16 protein-coding genes and 1 tRNA gene are annotated in these 18,488 nt (G+C 67.6%); 13 read left to right on the forward strand and 4 right to left on the reverse strand.

The features are described 5' to 3' along the window. The first annotated feature begins 33 nt into the window (after positions 1–33). The 5 genes from MRBLMI13_RS15515 to MRBLMI13_RS15535 all read left to right on the forward strand — a co-directional run bounded on the left by MRBLMI13_RS15515 (position 34) and on the right by MRBLMI13_RS15535 (position 6,581). Positions 34–1,845, forward strand: a complete 1,812-nt coding sequence (locus MRBLMI13_RS15515; protein WP_367823348.1) for an ABC-F family ATP-binding cassette domain-containing protein — start codon at positions 34–36, stop codon at positions 1,843–1,845. A 123-nt stretch (positions 1,846–1,968) separates the two neighbouring features. Further along, complete coding sequence (locus tag MRBLMI13_RS15520) at positions 1,969–3,768, forward strand: Na+/H+ antiporter (RefSeq protein ID WP_367823346.1); 1,800 nt, start codon at positions 1,969–1,971, stop codon at positions 3,766–3,768. 91 nt (positions 3,769–3,859) lie between these two features. Next, entirely contained in the window at positions 3,860–4,780 is a 921-nt protein-coding gene (locus MRBLMI13_RS15525) for a MetQ/NlpA family ABC transporter substrate-binding protein (RefSeq protein WP_367823344.1), read from the forward strand. Positions 4,781–4,878: 98 nt separating this feature from the next. Continuing rightward, positions 4,879–5,922, forward strand: a complete 1,044-nt coding sequence (locus MRBLMI13_RS15530) for a methionine ABC transporter ATP-binding protein (RefSeq protein WP_367823342.1) — start codon at positions 4,879–4,881, stop codon at positions 5,920–5,922. Further along, positions 5,922–6,581 carry a methionine ABC transporter permease gene (locus tag MRBLMI13_RS15535; RefSeq protein WP_309690064.1) on the forward strand — a complete coding sequence of 220 codons (660 nt, stop codon included), beginning with the start codon at positions 5,922–5,924 and terminating at the stop codon, positions 6,579–6,581. Before MRBLMI13_RS15530 ends, MRBLMI13_RS15535 begins: the two co-directional genes overlap by 1 nt. On the opposite strand, the gene MRBLMI13_RS15540 is transcribed toward MRBLMI13_RS15535, so the two are convergent. After that, a complete protein-coding gene (locus tag MRBLMI13_RS15540; protein ID WP_197065946.1) occupies positions 6,568–7,491 on the reverse strand; it encodes a pseudouridine synthase in 924 nt (307 codons plus the stop codon). The genes MRBLMI13_RS15535 and MRBLMI13_RS15540 overlap by 14 nt on opposite strands. An 18-nt stretch (positions 7,492–7,509) precedes the next feature. Further along, positions 7,510–8,004 (reverse strand): MarR family winged helix-turn-helix transcriptional regulator, encoded by a 495-nt coding sequence (locus MRBLMI13_RS15545; RefSeq protein WP_042537429.1) that lies wholly within the window; start codon positions 8,002–8,004, stop codon positions 7,510–7,512. A gap of 71 nt (positions 8,005–8,075) precedes the next feature. On the opposite strand from MRBLMI13_RS15545, the gene MRBLMI13_RS15550 reads away from it, so the two are divergent. The 6 genes from MRBLMI13_RS15550 (at position 8,076) to MRBLMI13_RS15575 (ending at position 13,655) form a co-directional block, all read left to right on the forward strand. Further along, positions 8,076–8,147 (forward strand) — tRNA-Gln (locus MRBLMI13_RS15550). 1 nt (position 8,148) lies between these two features. Then, complete coding sequence (gene glmU, locus MRBLMI13_RS15555; protein ID WP_367823339.1) at positions 8,149–9,579, forward strand: bifunctional UDP-N-acetylglucosamine diphosphorylase/glucosamine-1-phosphate N-acetyltransferase GlmU; 1,431 nt, start codon at positions 8,149–8,151, stop codon at positions 9,577–9,579. Between the two features lie 8 nt (positions 9,580–9,587). After that, positions 9,588–10,622, forward strand: coding sequence for a ribose-phosphate diphosphokinase (locus tag MRBLMI13_RS15560; protein ID WP_042537432.1), 1,035 nt, complete (start codon positions 9,588–9,590; stop codon positions 10,620–10,622). 86 nt (positions 10,623–10,708) lie between these two features. After that, positions 10,709–11,179, forward strand: coding sequence for an FMN-binding protein (locus MRBLMI13_RS15565; protein WP_367823336.1), 471 nt, complete (start codon positions 10,709–10,711; stop codon positions 11,177–11,179). A 16-nt stretch (positions 11,180–11,195) separates the two neighbouring features. Continuing rightward, positions 11,196–12,053: an FAD:protein FMN transferase gene (locus tag MRBLMI13_RS15570; RefSeq protein ID WP_367823334.1), complete on the forward strand. Its 858-nt coding sequence runs from the start codon at positions 11,196–11,198 to the stop codon at positions 12,051–12,053. A gap of 27 nt (positions 12,054–12,080) precedes the next feature. Then, positions 12,081–13,655 (forward strand): FAD-dependent oxidoreductase, encoded by a 1,575-nt coding sequence (locus MRBLMI13_RS15575; protein WP_367823332.1) that lies wholly within the window; start codon positions 12,081–12,083, stop codon positions 13,653–13,655. A gap of 137 nt (positions 13,656–13,792) precedes the next feature. Here the strand turns inward: MRBLMI13_RS15575 and MRBLMI13_RS15580 are convergent, their stop codons facing one another. Next, a complete protein-coding gene (locus MRBLMI13_RS15580) occupies positions 13,793–15,265 on the reverse strand; it encodes a sensor histidine kinase (RefSeq protein ID WP_414685986.1) in 1,473 nt (490 codons plus the stop codon). Positions 15,266–15,291: 26 nt separating this feature from the next. After that, the gene (locus MRBLMI13_RS15585; protein ID WP_042540306.1) at positions 15,292–16,020 is read right to left on the reverse strand and encodes a response regulator transcription factor; all 729 of its coding nucleotides are present in this window, start codon (positions 16,018–16,020) and stop codon (positions 15,292–15,294) included. Between the two features lie 164 nt (positions 16,021–16,184). Here MRBLMI13_RS15585 and MRBLMI13_RS15590 point away from each other — a divergent pair, with 164 nt between their 5' ends. Then, positions 16,185–17,648 (forward strand): ABC transporter permease, encoded by a 1,464-nt coding sequence (locus MRBLMI13_RS15590; RefSeq protein WP_367823328.1) that lies wholly within the window; start codon positions 16,185–16,187, stop codon positions 17,646–17,648. A gap of 59 nt (positions 17,649–17,707) precedes the next feature. Then, positions 17,708–18,433 carry an ABC transporter ATP-binding protein gene (locus tag MRBLMI13_RS15595; protein WP_367823326.1) on the forward strand — a complete coding sequence of 242 codons (726 nt, stop codon included), beginning with the start codon at positions 17,708–17,710 and terminating at the stop codon, positions 18,431–18,433. Positions 18,434–18,488: the final 55 nt, after the last annotated feature.

Here is an 18,488-nt window from a genome sequence, read left to right on the forward strand (position 1 = left end):
CACCCAGCGTGCCCGACTACCCTGGGGAGTGATATGGCACATCTTCTCGGGGCAGAAGCCCTTCATCTCGAATATCCGACGAGGGTCGTCTTCGACTCCGTGACCCTCGGCATCGAAGAAGGTGACCGCATCGGCATCGTCGGCCGCAACGGCGACGGCAAGTCGAGCCTCCTGGGGATGCTGGCAGGCCTCAAGGAGCCGAGCTCGGGCCGCGTCACGGTGCGCGGCGGAACGACCATCGGCGTCCTCGACCAGGCCGACACCCTCAGCGACGACCTCACGATCAGCGCCGCGGTCGTCGGAGACACCCCGGAATACGAGTGGGCGGGCGACCCCCGCATCCGTGATGTCATCGAGGGACTGCTGAAGGACCTGCCGTGGGATGCCGAGATCGGCTCTCTCAGCGGTGGTCAACGTCGTCGCGTCTCGCTCGCCAAGCTGCTGACGGGTGACTGGGACGTCATCGCGCTCGACGAGCCCACCAACCATCTCGACGTCGAAGCCATCACCTGGTTGGCCGGGCACCTCAAGAAGAGGTGGAGCCCGAACTCCGGAGCGCTCATGGTCGTGACTCACGACCGATGGTTCCTCGACGAGATCTCGACCGAGACCTGGGAGGTGCACGACCGTATCGTCGAGCCCTTCGAGGGCGGGTACGCCGCATACATTCTGCAGCGCGTCGAACGCGACCGGATGTCGGCCGCCACCGAGGCCAAGCGACAGAACCTCGCGAAGAAGGAGCTCGCGTGGCTGCGCCGAGGCGCCCCTGCTCGCACCGCGAAGCCGAAGTTCCGCATCGACGCCGCCAACGAGCTCATCGCCGACGTGCCCGAGATCCGCGACAAGATCTCTCTGCAGTCGCTCGCGGTGTCGCGCCTGGGCAAGGACGTCGTGGACCTGCTCGACGTGGGAGTCACCTATCCGACCGTCGACGGCGGCACGCGAGAGGTGCTGCGTGACGTCGAATGGCGCATCGCGCCGGGGGAGCGCACCGGCATCCTCGGCGTCAACGGCGCCGGCAAGTCGACGCTGCTGGGCCTCATCGCCGGCACCGTCGAGCCGACCGTCGGCCGCGTGAAGCGCGGCTCGACCGTGAAGGTCAAGACGCTCACGCAGCGCCTCGACGAACTCGAAGATGTGCGGCGCGAGCCGGTGCGAGTCGTGATCTCGCGGCTGCGCACCTCGTACACGATGGGGTCGGGCTCGAAGGCGCAGGAGCTCACGCCCGGGCAGCTGCTCGAGCGGCTCGGCTTCGACTCCGCGCAGCTCTCCACCCCGGTGAAGGATCTCTCGGGAGGCCAGCAGCGGCGACTGCAGCTGCTGCTCGTGCTCCTCGACCAGCCCAACGTGCTGATCCTCGACGAGCCGACCAACGATCTCGACACCGACATGCTCGCGGCCATCGAGGATCTCCTGGACTCGTGGTCGGGAACCCTGCTGGTCGTCAGCCATGACCGGTATTTCCTCGAGCGCGTGACCGACCAGCAGTTCGCGATCCTCGACGGCCACCTTCGGCATCTGCCCGGCGGCGTCGACGAATACCTGCGGCTGCGTCAGCTGCAGACCTCGGCGCCCGGCAAGTCTCAGACTGCCGTCAACACCGAGAAGACGGCCTCCAGCCTCGACGGCGCCGCCCTGCGTTCGGCGCAGAAGGAGGTCTCGTCGCTCGAGCGCCGCATCCAGAAGCTCACCCAGCAGGTCGACAAGGCGAAGTCCGCTCTCGCGGAACACGACCAGTCCGACTTCGCGGGCCTCGGCGACAAGATGAAGGCGATCAGCGATCAGCAGGCGGAGATCGAGCAGCTCGAACTCCGCTGGTTCGAGCTGACCGAAGAACTCGACTGATTCGGGGTCTCGCCATTCGGCCGTAGCGGGAATACGGTGGCAGTGCGATGCGCTGTGCTCTGGGCGGGGTTCGATGCCATCTGGGATCGCACAGCTTGATCCTGCGGTACCCGGGAGGTTCAGATGGAAGGACTCGAGGTCACCGTCCTGATCGGACTCACGATCCTCGTTGGCACGATGCTCGCGCCGCGTGTGCGGCTCGCACTGCCGCTCGTGCTCGTCATCCTGGGGCTGCTGCTCGGCTTCGTGCCGCAGCTGCGCGAGATCCAGCTGCCGCCGGAGACCGTGCTGCTGCTGTTCCTCCCGGTGATGCTGTTCTGGGAGAGCCTGACCACGTCGTTGCGGTCGATCCGCCGCGACTTCCGCTACATCCTGCCGATGAGCACGCTGCTCGTCGTGGCATCCGCCTTCGCCGTCGCCGGCATCGGGCTGCTGTTCGGGATGCCGTGGGAGACCGCCCTCATTCTCGGCGCTGCCGTCGCCCCACCGGACGCCACGGCCGTCGCCGCCCTCGGACGCCTGCTGCCGACGCGCATGTTCATGAAGCTCAAGGCGGAGAGCCTGACGAACGACGGCACCGCCCTGGTGCTCTATGCGATCGCCATCTCGCTGGCCCTCGGGGGCAACGTGACGCCGCTGTCGGTGACCATGTCGGTGCTCACCTCGTACGTCGGAGGCATCGCCGCCGGTGTCGTGGTCGCCGCGCTCGGATACCTACTGCTGCGTCGCACCTCCTCGACGATCGTCATCAACGTCACACTTCTGCTGATCCCGTTCTCGGCGTTCCTGCTGGCCGAGATCGTGCACGCGTCCGGCGTCCTCGCCGTCGTGGTCGCCGGCCTGATCGTCGCCTATGTGTCGCCTCGGGTGACGACCGCCTCGTCTCGACGTCAGGTCGCGGCGGCCTGGCCCTTCGGGGTCTTCCTGCTCAACGGCGCGCTCTTCGTCCTGATCGGGCTCGAGGTGCAGTTCGTCGCGCACGAGATCTCGGCCGCGGCGATCGGCCGCCTGGTGCTGATCACGCTGGCCGTGTGGATGACGCTGCTCGTCGTGCGCTACCTCTTCCAGGTGATGAACGCCCCGTTCCAGCGACGCAACCCCGCGCGCCCGTCGCGCGGTGCGCGGGCGCGTTCGATGGCGGTGTCGACCGTCGCAGGCATGCGAGGTGCGGTCTCGCTCGCGATCGCGCTGTCCGTGCCTGCCGCCAGTGCGACCGAAGGCGAGATCGCGGGGCGTGACGAGATCGTCTTCGTCACCGCCGGGGTGATCCTGCTGAGCCTGCTCGTGCAGGGGCCGCTCCTTCCGGCCATCGTACGCTGGGCCCGATTCCCGGTCGACCACGCCGAAGACGAGGAGTACGAGCTGGCCGAGCGGACCATCTCGGGCGCGGCACTCGCAGCCCTCGATGACCTCGCGGTCGAGCACGGCGTCGGACAGGAGATCCGCGACAAGGTGCGCGCCGAGGGATATCAGATGCTCGAGTTCTCGAACGCGCGCGCCCTGGCCCGCGAACAGGCCATCGTCGACGCCGAGGCGCAGGCGCTCGATGTGATGCTCGACGAGCCGGATCCCCTCGGCCGCGGCTCGATATCCGAGACGGGGGACGCAGGAGCGGATGCTGCGCCGACGACGGTGCGGATGCCGGATGCGACGCGCATCGTCGACGATGAAGACGGCACAGAGGGCGAGGTGAGGACCCTGCAGATGCTCGCGACGTCGGTCGACGTCGACGTCATGCAGCGCTCGCCGCTGCTGCGCCACGAGGAGCACACGCGTCTCAAGCTCGCCCTCCTCGACCGCAAGCGCGAGGTGCTGCTCGGGCTGCGCAGGGACGGCACCGTCGACGACCTCGTCGTGCGTCGCATCTCGGCGCGACTCGACCTGGAGCAGGTCAGGCTGCAGGGCATCGAGGACTACGACTGAGAGCTGTGACGCTCTGTGACGCTCGATTGTCGCGCACTGCGTCGCCCTGCCTAACGTATTCGAGTCCCCCAAGAGAGGAACCCGAACACTCATGTCCATCACAGCATCCCGTCGGACCACATCCGTCATCGCCGCGCTCGCCGCGGTCCCGCTCTTCGTCGCACTCGCAGGCTGCGCCACCGCATCATCCGACGCCGGCGCAGGCGGCGGCGACTCCGAGAACGAGACCGTCAAGGTCGGAGTCGTCAGCAAGGGTGACGCCCAGTGGGCTCCTTTCGTCGAGGCGGCCGCTGAAGAGGGCATCACGGTCGAGCTCGTCGACTTCGGCTCCTACGAGCAGCCGAACCCCGCGCTCACCGAAGGCGAGATCGACCTCAACCAGTTCCAGCACATCGTCTACCTCGCCGAGTACAACAACGCCTCGGGCTCTGACCTGACGCCGATCGGCTCCACCGCGATCTACCCGCTGGGTCTGTACTCCCAGAAGTACGACGACGTCGAAGACATCCGCAAGGGCGAGACCGTCGCCGTTCCGGACGACGCGTCCAATCAGGCGCGCGCGCTCAACGTGCTGCAGCAGGCCGGTCTGGTGGAGCTGAAGGACGGCGGCACCCCGTACTCCGACCTGGCGCAGGTCGACACCGAGAAGTCGAAGGTCAAGATCACCGCGCTCGAGGCCGCGTTGATCCCGACCTCGCTGCCCGACGTGGCCGCGGCGATCATCAACAACGACTTCGTCGAGGACGCAGGCCTGTCGTTCGATGACGCGATCGCACAGGACGACCCTGAGGATGCCGGTGCGCTGCCGTACGTGAACATCTTCGCCGCCCGCGCCGAGGATGCCGACAACGAGACGTACCTCAAGCTGGTCGAGATCTTCCAGACGAACGAGGACGTGCAGGCGGGCCTTCAGGAGTCATCGGGCGATGTCGCGGTTCCCCTCCAGGTTCCGGTGGCGGATCTGGTCGAGTCACTCGCGAAGGTTCAGAAGGACGCCGCAGACAAGAAATAAGCCTGTCGGGAGGATCACTGCCGACTGATGCGAGAATCGGGTGGCGCATCGCGCGTCACCCGATTCGTCGTCTCCCGACACCCCACCGGAGCAGCACAATGCCCATCGTGAGCCTGACCAACGTGTCCAAGGCATACCCCTCCCGCACCCCGGGGGATCCCGAGATCATCGCCGTCGACGACGTAACCCTGTCGATCGAGAAAGGCGACGTCTTCGGCATCATCGGTTACTCCGGTGCGGGCAAGTCGACGCTGGTCCGCCTGATCAACGCCCTCGAGCCGGCGACAGGCGGGACGATCTCCGTCGACGGCGTAGACATCACGTCGCTGAAAGAGAAAGAGCTGCGGCGGATTCGCGGCGGCATCGGCATGATCTTCCAGCAGTTCAATCTGTTCGCCTCGCGCAGCGTCAGGGCCAACGTCGCCTATCCGCTCAAGCTCGCCGGCTGGTCCAAGGCCGACATCGAGGCTCGCGTCACTGAGCTCCTCGGCTTCGTCGGGCTCGCCGACAAGGCCAAGGCCTTCCCCGAGCAGTTGTCCGGCGGGCAGAAACAACGCGTCGGCATCGCCCGTGCTCTTGCCACCCGCCCAGCGATCCTGCTCGCAGACGAGGCGACGAGCGCGCTCGACCCGCAGACGACGCACGAGGTGCTGGACCTCCTCAAACGCGTCAACCGGGAGCAGGGCGTCACGATCGTAGTCATCACACACGAGATGGACGTCATCCAGACCATCGCCACCAAGGTCGCAGTCATGGAGAACGGTCGCGTGATCGAGCAGGGTGACGTGTTCGACGTCTTCTCCGCCCCGCAGAACCCCGCGTCGCAGCGCTTCGTCGGCACGGTCGTGAAGGGAATCCCTTCACCGGCCGAGCTCGGCGTGCTGCGCGAGCGGCACCGGGGCCGCCTCGCCACCTTCTCGTTCCGCGACGGCGACTCATCGCAGGCGCAGGTCTTTCTCGACCTCGCTGCCGCCGGACTCGACTTCGAGCTCGTGTACGGCGGGATCAACGACATCCGTGGTCGGGCATTCGGCCATCTCACGCTCGCGATCCGCGGCGACGAAACGGCCGTCGACTCCGCGCTCGCGGCGATCGGTGAACGCGTCGAAGTCACCGAGATCGCCCGAGAGGAGGCCAGCTGATGGATCGTCTGAACGAACTGTGGCCCGAGCTCTGGAAAGCCGCGCTCGAGACGCTGTACATGACCTCGTTCGCGCTGCTGCTCGGCGGCATCCTCGGACTGGCGATCGGCGTGATCCTGTACGTCACTCGCCCTGGTGGCCTGGCTGAGAACCGCGGTGTGGCACTCGTCGCGAACCTCGGCGTCAACTTCTTCCGGCCGATCCCGTTCGTGCTCTTCGTCGCGGTTGCACAGCCCTTCGCCCGCGTGGTCGTCGGCACCGGCATCGGCACGACTGCCGGCGCGTTCATGATCGCGCTCGCGGCGTCTTTCGCGATCGGCCGCATCGTCGAGCAGCACCTCGTCTCGGTGCCGCCCGGCGTGATCGAAGCCGCGCGCTCTATGGGTGCCGGCCCCTGGCGCATCCTGTTCACCGTCGCGATCCCCGAATCCCTCGGGCCGCTCATCCTGGGCTACACCTTCATCGTGGTCGCGCTGATCGACATGACGGCGATGGCCGGTCTCATCGGCGGCGGTGGTCTCGGCGCGTTCGCCCAGATCTACGGCTTCCGGCAGTTCGAGCCTGTTGTCATGTGGACGGCCATCGTGCTGATCGTGGTGTTCGTGCACCTCGTGCAGATCCTCGGAACGAGGCTCGCGCGCAAGATCATGCGCCGCTGACCGGCGCTTCCTGCAGCGTGCGCGTCGTGGAGAACACCCTCGGCGCGCCGCTCAGCGGATCGATGAAGTGCAGTTCGCGCGCGAGCAGCTGCATGGGGTGATCGAAGTCATCCGGCCGCTCGCCGCGCAGCTCGGGATAGAACGGGTCATTCAGGATGCCGAGGCCCAGAGCGGCGAGGTGCACCCGCAGCTGATGCATCTTTCCGCTGTGCGGGCGCAGCAGCGTGTGCACGACGCGCTCGTCGGCACCGAGGACCTCGATCAGCGTCTCGGCGTTGGGCTCGCGTTCGTCGTCGACCTGGACCTTCAGCTCGTTGCGCAGCTTCACGATGTGATTGCGGTAGACGAGGGGGAATCGCGCCGCCTCCCAGTCGGCCGGACGGGCGGAGACCGCCTCATAGACCTTCTGCACCTGTCGGGTCTCGAACAGCAGCTGGTACGGGCCTCTCGTGGCCGGACGCGCCGAGAACATCAGCACCCCGGCTGTCGCGCGATCGAGTCGGTGGATCGGTGCGAGCTCGTCGTTGCCGAGCAGGTTGCGGAGGCGGATCAGCGCGGAGTTCTGCAGGAACTTCCCGCCGGGGATCGTCGGGAGGAAGTGCGGCTTGTCGATGACCACCAGATCGTCGTCCTGGTGGATGACCTCGATCTCGACCGGCAGGCGCGTCTCGACGGGAGGATCGCGGTAGTACCAGATGAACTCCTCGACGCCCAGAGGCGTGTCCCGCGCCAGGGGAGTGCCGTCGCGGGCCACGATCTCGCCGCGGTCGAAGCGGCTGAGCAGACCTTCGGGGTCGAGGTGGAAGAAGCGGTCGATCATGTAGGCGCCCACCGTCGGCCAGTCGCCGCTCATCGGAACGTGCAGGCGCGTGGCGCCGACGCCGTCGCGCACGGGAAGAGGGGAGAGCATCGCCATGTCGTCAGTTCCTCATGCGTCGAAACTGAGGCTCAGCTTGCGCAGCAGCGCAGCCAGGCGATCGCGGTCGCCGCGCGACAGGGCCCGCAGCAGGTCGTCCTCGACGTCGACCAGACGCGTGATCGCGGCATCCACCCGGATCCGCCCATCATCCGTGAGCGTCACGAGCACGCTGCGGCCGTCAGCAGGGTCGCCCTCACGCCGCACGAAACGACGCCCGACGAGACGATCGATGCGATTGGTCATGGTGCCGCTCGACACCAGCGTCTGCTGGAGGAGCTGCTTGGGGGAGAGCTGGAAGGGCGCCCCGGCGCGGCGCAGCGCCGACAGCACGTCCCACTCCCAGGCCTCCAGATCGCTCCGGCGGAACACGTCGCGACGAGCGCGGTCGAGCAGCCGGGTCAGGCGATCCATCCGCGACAGCACCTCGAGGGGTGAGAAGTCGAGGTCGGGTCGCTGGGTGTTCCAGGCGCCGACGATCCGATCAACCTCATCCGCCTCAGTCATCCGTCCATTATCGCCGGTAGCACGCAGGCGGACGTGGCAGACTTGACCCGCGGCTCCCTCGGGAGCAGCGGTCCGCCGTGGTGTAATGGCAGCACGACAGCCTTTGGAGCTGTTAGGTCTAGGTTCGAGTCCTGGCGGCGGAGCATGACTGGGAACAATCTCGCGATCATCATCCTCGCCGCAGGCCAGGGAACCCGCATGCGCTCGCGCCTGCCGAAGGTGCTGCACCCGATCGGCGGGCGCCCACTGGTGGGGCACGTCCTGACGACGGCCGGTCGCCTCGAGGCGGACCACGTCGAGGTCGTCGTGCGGCACGAGCGCGACCAGGTGGTCGCCGCCCTTGCCGAGGACTACCCGGATGCCGTCTTCATCGACCAGGACGAGGTTCCCGGCACGGGCCGAGCGGTGCAGGTCGCGGTCGATGCGCTCCCCGCGGACTTCGACGGCGACGTGCTCGTGCTCTCTGGAGACTGCCCGCTCGCGGATGCCGACACGCTGCGCTCGTTCCTCGATGCGCACCGCGAGGCGGACGCCGAAGCGACACTCATGACCGCCGTCGTCGACGACCCGACCGGCTACGGCCGCGTCATCCGCGACGCAGACGGCGGTGTCGACCGAGTGGTCGAGCAGAAGGACGCCACGGCAGACGAGGCCTCCGTCAGCGAGATCAACGCGGGCATGTACGTGTTCCGGGTCGCGACGCTGCGCAAGTACCTGCCGTCCGTCGGCGTGGACAACGCGCAGGGCGAGATGTACCTGACCGACGTTCCGGGGCTGCTCCGCCGCGACGGCAGCCGTGTGGCGGCATCCGTCGTCTCCGACGTCACGGTCACCTACGGCGTCAACGATCGCGCTCAGCTCGCCGAGGTCGGTCGTCTGCTCAACCGCCGGATCGTGCGGCGCTGGCAGCTCGAGGGCGTCACCGTGATCGACCCGGCGACGACCTGGATCGACGACGACGCCACCCTGGCGCCCGACGTCACGATCCTCCCGAACACCCACATCCTGCGCGCCACGACGATCGCCGAAGGTGCCATCATCGGCCCCGACACGACCCTCGTCGACTGCGAGGTCGGTGAAGACGCGATCGTCCGCCGCACCGATGCCACGCTCGCGGTCATCGGCGCCGAGGCCACCGTCGGCCCCTTCTCGTTCCTGCGCCCCGGCACCGTCCTCGGGGCCCGCGGCAAGATCGGCGCTTACGTCGAGACGAAGAACGCCGAGATCGGCGAAGGCAGCAAGGTCCCGCACCTGTCGTACGTCGGCGATGCGACCATCGGTCGAGGCGTCAACCTCGGCGCCAGCACGATCACGGCGAACTACGACGATGTGAACAAGCACCGAACGATCGTCGAAGACGAGGTGCACACCGGGTCGCACACGACCCTCGTCGCGCCCGTTAGGCTGGGAGCCGGCGCCAAGACAGGTGCTGGCGCTGTCGTCCGCAAGGATGTCCCTGCCGGCTCCCTTGCCGTGAGCGTCGCCCCTCAGCGCAACATCGAGGGTTGGGTCGAGAAGAACAGGGCAGGCACGGGCGCGGCAGACGCCGCAGCCCGATCCCGAGTGGCGGAGTAGGCAGAACGATGGCGCGCAAGAAGAAGACGGTCGATCTGGACAGGGACAACGGCATCGCTCCGGGTCTCGTAGCCAAGACCAAGAAGCGACTCGTGGTCGCCGGTGGTCGATCGCACCCCGCGCTGACCGCAGCGGTGGCCGCATCACTCGGAACAGAGGTCGTGCCGACCGAGCACCGCACCTTCGCATCCGGTGAGATCTACGCACGGTTCGAGGTGTCGATCCGAGGCTGCGACCTGTTCCTCATCCAGACCTTCGGCGAGCCGGTCAACGAGTGGCTCATGGAGACGCTCATCATGATCGACGCCGCGAAGCGCGCCTCCGCCAAGCGCATCACGGTCGTCGCCCCCTACTATCCGTACTCGCGTCAGGACAAGAAGGGCCGCGGCCGTGAGCCGATCAGTGCCCGCCTCGTCGCCGATCTGCTCAAGACGGCCGGTGCAGACCGCGTCATGAGCGTCGACCTGCACGCCGCCCAGATCCAGGGATTCTTCGACGGCCCCGTCGACCATCTCTTCGCCAAGCCCGTGCTGATGGAGTACTTCAAGAGCACGCTGAGCGCCGAGGACCGAAAGATCCTCACCGTCGTCTCGCCCGACATGGGGCGCGTCCGCGTCGCAGACACCTGGTCGGACAGCCTCGGGGCACCGCTCGCCATCATCCACAAGCGTCGCGACCCGAAGGTCGCCAACCAGGTCTCCGTGCACGAGATCGTCGGCACCGTCGAGGGGCGCACCTGCCTCCTCGTCGACGACATGATCGACACCGGCGGAACGATCGTGAAGGCGGCGCAGGCGCTGAAGGCGAGCGGTGCGCATCGCGTGATCGTCGCCGCGACGCACGCGATCTTCAGCGACCCGGCATCCGAGCGTCTGCAGGACGCGTCGATCGACGAGGTCGTGATCACCGACACGATCCCCCTGACCGAGTCGCGCCAGTGGGACAAGCTCACGATCCTCCCGATCGCCCCGCTGCTCGCCCGCGCGATCCACGAGGTCTTCGAAGACGGATCCGTCACGAGCATGTTCGGCGGCGACGCTTAGGCGACCCATACTTCGGACACAGCCCGCGCATAGATGCTGTCCCTACGGTCGAATCACACACACCGATCAAGGCCGGGAGGACCATCATGATCCGCACGACTGTACCGACTTCTGTTCGCAAGGGCGCAGCCCTGGCCGGCGTCGCAGGACTGCTCGTCCTCGCGGGGTGCTCCGGCACGGCTGACGCCGAAGACCAGTCGACCGACACCGGGACCGACACGAGCAGCGAATCGACCGATTCCGGAGCGGCGGCCGGCGGCGACTACACCGACGGCACCTACACCGCCGACGGCTCGTACCAGACCCCCGAGACGGTCGAGACGATCAGCGTGACCCTCACGGTCGCCGACGGTCTGGTGACGGATGTCGAGGTGACCGGAGACCCGCAGGCCCGCGAGAGCGAGCAGTACCAGGGCGAGTTCATCGGCGGCATCGCGGATGAGGTCGTGGGCAAGTCCCTCGACGACATCGAGGTCAGCCGTGTGGCGGGCTCGTCGCTCACCAGCGGCGGGTTCAACGAGGCCGTCGAGTCGATCAAGGAGCAGGCGGCCGCCTGAGGCGCCTGACCACGGCATGACGATCTGGCGTTTCGACGCGATCGGCACACTCTGGGAGATCGAGACGTCGCACCAGCTCGGCGCGGACGACCGTGAACGCGTCGGGGCCGAGATCGAGCGATTCGACCGGGAGTGGTCGCGGTTCCGAGAGGACTCATCGGTCACCCGTGTCGGCCGAGACGGCGGCTCGATCTCGTCTCCCGATGCGGGCGCGATGCTCGACGCCTACCGCGACCTGTCGAGGGCGAGCTCCGGGGCGGTGAACCCGCTCGTCGCGGAGAGCTTGGATGCCCTCGGCTACGACGCGTCGTACTCGCTCGTCGCGAGCTCCCCGATCGCCGCCCCGGCAGACTGGACCGATCGGGTGCGCTGGACGGCGGGGGAGGCCACGGCATCCGCGCCGGCTCTTCTCGACGTCGGGGCACTCGGCAAAGGGCGTCTGGTCGATCTCGTGGCCGGGGTGCTCGCCGACGTGCCCGGTGACCTCGTGGTCGATGCCGGAGGTGACATGAGAGTCCGCGGAGACGTGGTGCGGGTCGGACTCGAGCATCCGTACGATCCGACGAAAGCGATCGGCGTGATCGAACTGCAGGATGCCGCGCTCTGTGCCTCGGCGATCAATCGCCGAGCGTGGGGTGATGGACTCCACCACGTGCTCGACGCTCGCACCGGGGTGCCGGTCCGCACCTGGGCGGCCACGTGGGCGATCGCCCCTGAGGCGATGCGAGCGGATGCCGTCGCGACCGCCCTGTTCTTCGACGGCGGCCCCGAGCTCGCCGCATCGTGGGGCGTCGAGTGGGTGCGTATGACGACCGACGGACGCGCCGAGCGTTCGCCGGGCTGCCCCGCACAGCTGTTCACCACCCGCCGATGAGGCATCGAAGTAGGGAAGAGTAGACCTGTGATCACTTCCATCACCGCGCTGCGGCAGCGGGTTCTCGCCTTGCTCGGCGGCATCTCCATGTACCGTCTGGTGCTGTTCGCCCTGCTCGCGCTGGGGCTCATCGCCGTGGTGCTGTCGGCTCTCGGCGTGATCGTCTCGCCGACACCGCTCGAGATCACCGCGTCCTTCGTCGTGCTTGCGCTGGTCATATCGCTGGTGGATGCGGCGGCCCAGCGCATCCTGCGGCTGCCGTGGCGCATCGAGTCTTCGCTGGTGACGGCACTGATCCTGCTCTTCGTACTCCGCCCCGGCATCGAGCCGAACGCCCTGCTCGGGCTGGCCATCGCCGGAGTCGTGGCGAGCCTGTCGAAGTATCTGATCGTGTGGCGGGGTCGGCACGTCCTCAACCCCGCCGCCTTCGGTGCGGCCGTCGTGTCGATCCTCGGATCCTTCGGTGCCTTCGAGTGGCTCGGGACGTCCTCGTCGTGGTGGGTCGGCACACCGTCGCTCTTCGTCCCCGTCCTGATTCTCGGACTCGTCGTCCTCTGGCGCACCGAGAAGGTGCGCGTCGTCGTCGTCTTCCTCATCGTCGCGATCGCTGTCGCGATGCTGCGGCAGGCCGTGCAGGCTCAGGAGTTCTCTATCGCCTTCGATCCCGGCGCCGCTCTCTCGTTCGCGATCTTGCAGTCCCCGTTCCTGTTCCTCGGAGCGTTCATGCTCTCCGAACCGCTGACTCTGCCGCCGCGCCGGTGGCAGCAGTTCTCGGTGGCGGTTCTCGTCGGAGCACTCGCCGGGTGGCCGATCGCGATCGGCGGCCTCTTCACCCTCGGGCAGGAGCGCGCGCTGCTCATCGGAAACCTGCTCGCGTTCGCCTTCGCGCTGCGAGGGTCGGTGCGGCTCGTGCTCGAGAAGCGGCAGTTCATCACGCCGACCGCTCAGGAGCTGACGTTCCGCGCACAGGGAAAGCTGAGATTCCTTCCGGGGCAGTACCTCGAACTGGATGTGCCGCACGCCCGACCGGATGCCCGCGGAACCCGCCGTGAGTTCAGCATCGTCTCGGCCCCGGCAGACCTCCCGACGCTCCGCATCGCCTACAAGGACGGCGATCAGAAGCATCCGTCGAGCTACAAGCGCGCACTGGCTGCAGCGGAACCGGGCTCAGCTCTCGCCGTGACGGGCACGTGGGGCGACTTCCTCCTCCCGCGTTCGGAGACGCCCGTCCTGATGGTCGCCGCAGGCATCGGCGTCACGCCGTTCGTGTCGCAGCTGCGGCAACTCCAGCTCACGGAGCAGCAGCGTGACATCGTGCTGGTCTATGTGGCCTCGGAGAGCTCGGAGCTGGCCTTCCGAGACGAGCTGGCCGCCACCGGCGCGCGCGTCATCGTCTTCACGCGCGATGAGCCTGCGAACCTTCCGACGCACTGGACCTGGGCGCAGGGCGCGCGTCTCGACGCCGCAGGCCTCGAGCGTCACGTTCCCGACATCGGCGAGCGGCACTCGTACATCTCGGGTCCTCCCCGGCTCATCGCCGACCTCGCTCCCGCGCTGCAGAAGGCGCGCTCCCTCACGACAGACGCCTTCGCCGGGTACTGAGCCGGGGTTCCGCTCCCGTCCGTCGCGTCTGGTCCGTCCGGTCCGTCTACTCCGAGGCATGTCCTGCGGGGTCAAAAACGCACCGGGATCGCCTGTTTCCGATGTTCTTTTGACCCCGCAGCCTTGGGGACGGGACGTCAGCCGGTGGATGCAGTGGCCGGGCTCAGGGGGAGTCGCACCGTGAACGTCGTGTCGCCGGGTTGGCTGGCGACGGTGAGGTGGCCGCCGTGGCCCTCGACGATCGCTTTCGCGATGGCCAGTCCGAGGCCGGTGCCGCCGGTCTGACGAGCGCGGGAGCTGTCGCCACGCGCGAACCGGGCGAAGAGCTCATCGCGCACGCCGGGGTCGATACCGGGCCCGTCGTCGTGCACCCGCAACACGGCCTCATCACCTTCGCGACTCACGCTGAGCGTGATCGAGGTGCCCGCGGGGGTGTGCGTCCGCGCGTTGGCGAGAAGGTTCGCGACGACCTGATGCATCCGTCCGGCGTCGCCGACGATGACGATGGGCTCATCAGGAGCCTCGATGTTCCAGTGATGGTCTGCCGCAGTCGGGCGTGCGTCGGAGAGGCCCTCGAGCGCGAGCTGGGTCAGGTCGACGGTGCCGTAGACCAGCTCCCGTCCCTCGTCGAGACGGGCGAGCAGCAGCAGGTCCTCGACGAGGCGCGTCATGCGCAGCGACTGAGCCTGAATGCGCTCGAGCGACGTGGTGGTGCTCTCGACGGCCGCCTCGCCGCCCTGCTGCTTCAGCGCGCGCAGCGAGAGCTCGGAGTACCCGCGGATCGACGACAGCGGGGTGCGCAGCTCGTGGCTCGCATCGGCGACGAAGCGCCGCATCCGCTCCTCGTTCTTCTGCCTCGACGCGAGGGAGTCGTTGACGTGGTCGAGAAGCTTGTTCAGAGACGAACCGACCAGACCGGTCTCGGTGCGTGGATCGGCCTCGGACGCCGGAACGCGCTCGGTGATCTGCACTTCACCTCGATCGAGCGGCTGGTTCGCGACGCGTGTGGCGGTCGCCGCGACGGCGCGCAGCGGTCTCAGCCCCACGCGTATCGTGATGGCAGTCGTGAGGGCAAGGAGGATCAGACCGCCGATCGTCGCGAGAGCGATCACGGTGAGCAGCGTCGCGAGCTGATTCTGGATCTCGGTGCGGGGGAGGCCCGTCACGACGTTGACGCCGTTCGGCGCCTGTTGCACGACGACGAGGTAGGAGCCGAAGTCTTCCAGGGTCACCGTGCCGCTCGCGCGGCCTCCCAGCGCCGAGTTGATCCGATCGAGGTCGCTGCTGGTCAGTGGCTGCGAGACTCCGCTCAATTCGCCTTTCGTATCGGGGAACACGACCCCACTGGTGCCTCCCTCGGTGCTGGACACTGCCAGAAGGATTCCGGGAACACCCGGGTTTCTTTCGGCTAGGACGGTGTCGATGTCTGAGAAATGGGCTGGCACTTGGCTGACCCACTTGGTCACCTGCACCGAGTAGCTGTTCAGGCGCACTTCGAGCTGTCGCTCGAGCGTCCCGCCGAGCAGAGCGCTGGTGATCACAGCGACGATCACGAGGATGAGCGAGACGAACCCGATCACGGCTGTCATCAGCCGTGTCTGCAGACTCATCGGTCGCCGAGCCATCCCCGTCAGGCTCACTGGGGCGCCTTGATCATGTAGCCGACACCTCGCACCGTGTGCAGCAGCGGGGTGCGCCCGGCGTCGATCTTCTTGCGCAGGTACGAGATGTACAGCTCGACGACCGACGACTTTCCGCCGAAGTCGTAGCTCCACACCCGGTCGAGGATCTGGGCCTTCGACAGCACTCGTCGCTCGTTGCGCATCAGGTAGCGGAGCAGCTCGAACTCGGTCGCGGTCAGCTCGATCTCGGTGCCGTCGCGGACGACCTCGTGGCTGTCCTCGTTGAGGGTGAGGTCGGCGACGCGGAGGATCGACTGACCGTCGTCGGCCGTCGCGTGTCCGGTGCGGCGGATGATCGCGCGCAGTCGGGCGATCACCTCTTCCAGGCTGAACGGCTTCGTGACGTAGTCGTCACCACCGGCGGTGAGGCCGGCGACCCGGTCGCCGACGGCATCCTTCGCAGTGAGGAAGAGCACCGGCACGAGGCTGCCGGATTCGCGAAGGCGCCGCAGCACGGCCATGCCGTCGAGGTCGGGCATCATGATGTCGAGCACGAGCGCGTCGGGTTCGAATTCGCGCGCGACCTGCAGCGCCTCCAGGCCGGATGATGCGGTGCGCACCTCCCAGCCCTCCATCCGCAGGGCCATCGCGAGGAGATCGGTGAGCATCTGCTCGTCGTCGACGGCGAGGATGCGCAGCGGGGAGCCGTCGGGGCGGCGCAGTTCGGGGAGATCGGAGCTCATGAGTACATTCTGCGGAATAACCTATGGGGTTTCTATGGAGAGCGCTATGCGTGGGCTGTGAGATCCGCCGGCCATAGTCTTCTCATCACTCCTCCCTCGATCTCGCAAAAGTCCGCTCCCTAGCGTCATCATCGGCCCGCGAACGGCGCGGCGGAAGGAGACACATGTACGGGACATATCTGCGGCGCGAGTTGGCGGGCCGCAAGAGACAGACGATGATCGTCGCGATCGGGCTCGCCATCGCGATCGCCCTGGTCATCGTCGTCAACGCGCTCACCGCGGGAGTGCGCGATGCGCAGGCCCAGGCACTGGAGTCGGTCTACGGCGTCGGAACCGACCTCACGGTCACCGGGGCCGCGGCTGAGCCGGGGGAGGGCGGTGGTCAGCGCTTCGACTTCGGATCGGAGGACGGAGCCACCGAAGGCGACACGACGACGTTGAGTCAGTCGACCCTGATGACGGACTTCATGCGCGGAACTCTCGACGCGACCGTGCTCGACACGGTGACGGCGACGGACGGCGTGACGGCGGCATCCGCCGCGCTCAGCCTCACGAACTCGACCTTCTCGGGTGAGCTGCCCAGCGGCGGCTTCGGAGCGCAGGACGGAACCGCTGAAGGCACCGCTCCCACCGAGGGCGACGCACCGCCCCAGGGCGGCGGCGGTGGCGGCTCCTTCGGCGTCGAGTCGTTCACGGTGCTCGGCATCGATCCGGCCGTGACGTCGGTGGGTCCGCTCGCCTCGGTCGAGATCAGCGACGGCCGCGCTCTCGACAGCGATGATGCGGGTGCGTTCGTCGCCCTCGTCGACGCCACCTACGCGAGCACGAACGAGATCGCCGTCGGTGACACGATCGACGTCGCCGGTTCCGATGTCGAGATCGTCGGCATCGTGGCATCCACCTCCGACTCCGCCGACACCGCGGCCAACGTCTACCTGCCCCTCGACACGGCCCAGGAGCTCTCGGGTGCCGGAGACGTCGTCTCCACCGTCTACGTGCAGGCCGAGTCGGCGGCGTCCATCGACGCTGTGCAGACGGCACTCGCCGACGAGCTTCCCGATGCCACCGTCACGTCGCAGTCCGAGCTCGCATCGACCGTCTCAGGGTCGCTGTCGAGCGCGACCTCGCTGATCACGAACCTCGGCACCTGGCTGTCGATCATCGTGCTCGCTGTCGCCGTGCTGCTCTCGGTGCTGCTGACGCTGTCTGGCGTCTCACGTCGCACGAGAGAGTTCGGCACCCTCAAAGCGATCGGCTGGTCCAACGGCCGTGTCGTGCGTCAGGTCGCGGGCGAGTCGATGGTGCAGGGGCTCATCGGCGGCGCCGTAGGCCTGGTGCTCGGCATCACCGGGATCGTCGTCATCAACCTCGTGAAGCCGACGGTCGCCGCTGCTGCCGCGGGCACTGCCGAAGGCGGCCCCGGGGGAACGGGTGGCGGACCCGCCGGAGGTGGCGGCATGTTCCAGACGCAACAGGCGGCCGACATCGTGCTGCAGGCCCCCTTCACCCCCTGGGTGCTGGTCGCGGCCGTCGGTCTCGCCGTGCTCGGTGGCCTCGTGGCCGGAGCGTTCGGCGGATGGCGGGCGGCGCGACTGAGCCCTGCCGAGGCACTGCGTTCCGTCGCCTGACGGTTCACGAGGCATCACAGACAGAGTTCACGAGACATCACAGACAGAGGAGAGACATCATGACCATCGCAGACATCGCCCCCACGGCGAACGGGACGGATGCCGCGGCGCCGATATACCGCGCGCAGAGCGTCACTCGCACCTACCGGCAGAAGGCAAGGACGGTGAAGGCGCTGACCGGTGTCGATCTCACCATCGATCCCGGCGAGTTCGTCACGATCCAGGGGCCCACTGGAGGAGGCAAATCGACGCTGCTGCAGCTGCTGGGAGCGCTCGACAAGCCGTCTTCGGGGTCGCTGAAGCTCGGCGACATCGAGCTCGCCTCCGCATCCGCTCGTGAGCTCACTCGGATCCGGGCCCAGGAGATCGGCTTCGTCTTCCAGGGGTTCAACCTCATCCCGACCCTCACGGCTGCCGAGAACGTGAACATGGCGCTCGAGCCTGCCTCGCTGAGCCGCGCCGAGCGATCGGCCCGCGTGGCGCAGGCGCTCGCTCACGTCGGCCTCGACGACCGTGGTGACCACCTGCCGACCGAGCTCTCGGGCGGTCAGCAGCAGCGCGTGGCGATCGCCAGGGCGATCGTGAAGCGGCCTCGGGTGCTGCTGGCCGATGAACCGACCGGCAACCTCGACGAGAGCATGCGAGACGAGATCCTCACGCTGCTCGAGGGACTGTGCGCCGAGGGGATCACCATGATCGTCGTCACGCACGACTCGGCGGTGGCTCGCCGGGCGACGAGGCGGCTGCGGCTCGCAAAGGGGACGGTGCAGGACATCACCAGGTGAGACAAGACGAAGGCCCCGGCGACACTCGCCGGGGCCTTCGTCATGCGTCAGAGAG

Origin of the sequence: Microbacterium sp. LMI13-1-1.1, from assembly GCF_040815625.1 — a bacterium.
In the GTDB taxonomy this organism is placed as follows: Bacteria; Actinomycetota; Actinomycetes; order Actinomycetales; family Microbacteriaceae; genus Microbacterium; species Microbacterium forte.

Bases quoted from the DNA above. Each gene is read 5' to 3' on its own strand.
- MRBLMI13_RS15515 (WP_367823348.1), top strand. From the start codon at position 34: ATGGCACATCTTCTCGGGGCAGAAGCCCTTCATCTCGAATATCCGACG.
- MRBLMI13_RS15520 (WP_367823346.1), top strand. From the start codon at position 1,969: ATGGAAGGACTCGAGGTCACCGTCCTGATCGGACTCACGATCCTCGTT.
- MRBLMI13_RS15525 (WP_367823344.1), top strand. From the start codon at position 3,860: ATGTCCATCACAGCATCCCGTCGGACCACATCCGTCATCGCCGCGCTC.
- MRBLMI13_RS15530 (WP_367823342.1), top strand. From the start codon at position 4,879: ATGCCCATCGTGAGCCTGACCAACGTGTCCAAGGCATACCCCTCCCGC.
- MRBLMI13_RS15535 (WP_309690064.1), top strand. From the start codon at position 5,922: ATGGATCGTCTGAACGAACTGTGGCCCGAGCTCTGGAAAGCCGCGCTC.
- MRBLMI13_RS15540 (WP_197065946.1), bottom strand. From the start codon at position 7,491: ATGCTCTCCCCTCTTCCCGTGCGCGACGGCGTCGGCGCCACGCGCCTG.
- MRBLMI13_RS15545 (WP_042537429.1), bottom strand. From the start codon at position 8,004: ATGACTGAGGCGGATGAGGTTGATCGGATCGTCGGCGCCTGGAACACC.
- glmU (WP_367823339.1), top strand. From the start codon at position 8,149: ATGACTGGGAACAATCTCGCGATCATCATCCTCGCCGCAGGCCAGGGA.
- MRBLMI13_RS15560 (WP_042537432.1), top strand. From the start codon at position 9,588: ATGGCGCGCAAGAAGAAGACGGTCGATCTGGACAGGGACAACGGCATC.
- MRBLMI13_RS15565 (WP_367823336.1), top strand. From the start codon at position 10,709: ATGATCCGCACGACTGTACCGACTTCTGTTCGCAAGGGCGCAGCCCTG.
- MRBLMI13_RS15570 (WP_367823334.1), top strand. From the start codon at position 11,196: ATGACGATCTGGCGTTTCGACGCGATCGGCACACTCTGGGAGATCGAG.
- MRBLMI13_RS15580 (WP_414685986.1), bottom strand. From the start codon at position 15,265: ATGAGTCTGCAGACACGGCTGATGACAGCCGTGATCGGGTTCGTCTCG.
- MRBLMI13_RS15585 (WP_042540306.1), bottom strand. From the start codon at position 16,020: ATGAGCTCCGATCTCCCCGAACTGCGCCGCCCCGACGGCTCCCCGCTG.
- MRBLMI13_RS15590 (WP_367823328.1), top strand. From the start codon at position 16,185: ATGTACGGGACATATCTGCGGCGCGAGTTGGCGGGCCGCAAGAGACAG.
- MRBLMI13_RS15595 (WP_367823326.1), top strand. From the start codon at position 17,708: ATGACCATCGCAGACATCGCCCCCACGGCGAACGGGACGGATGCCGCG.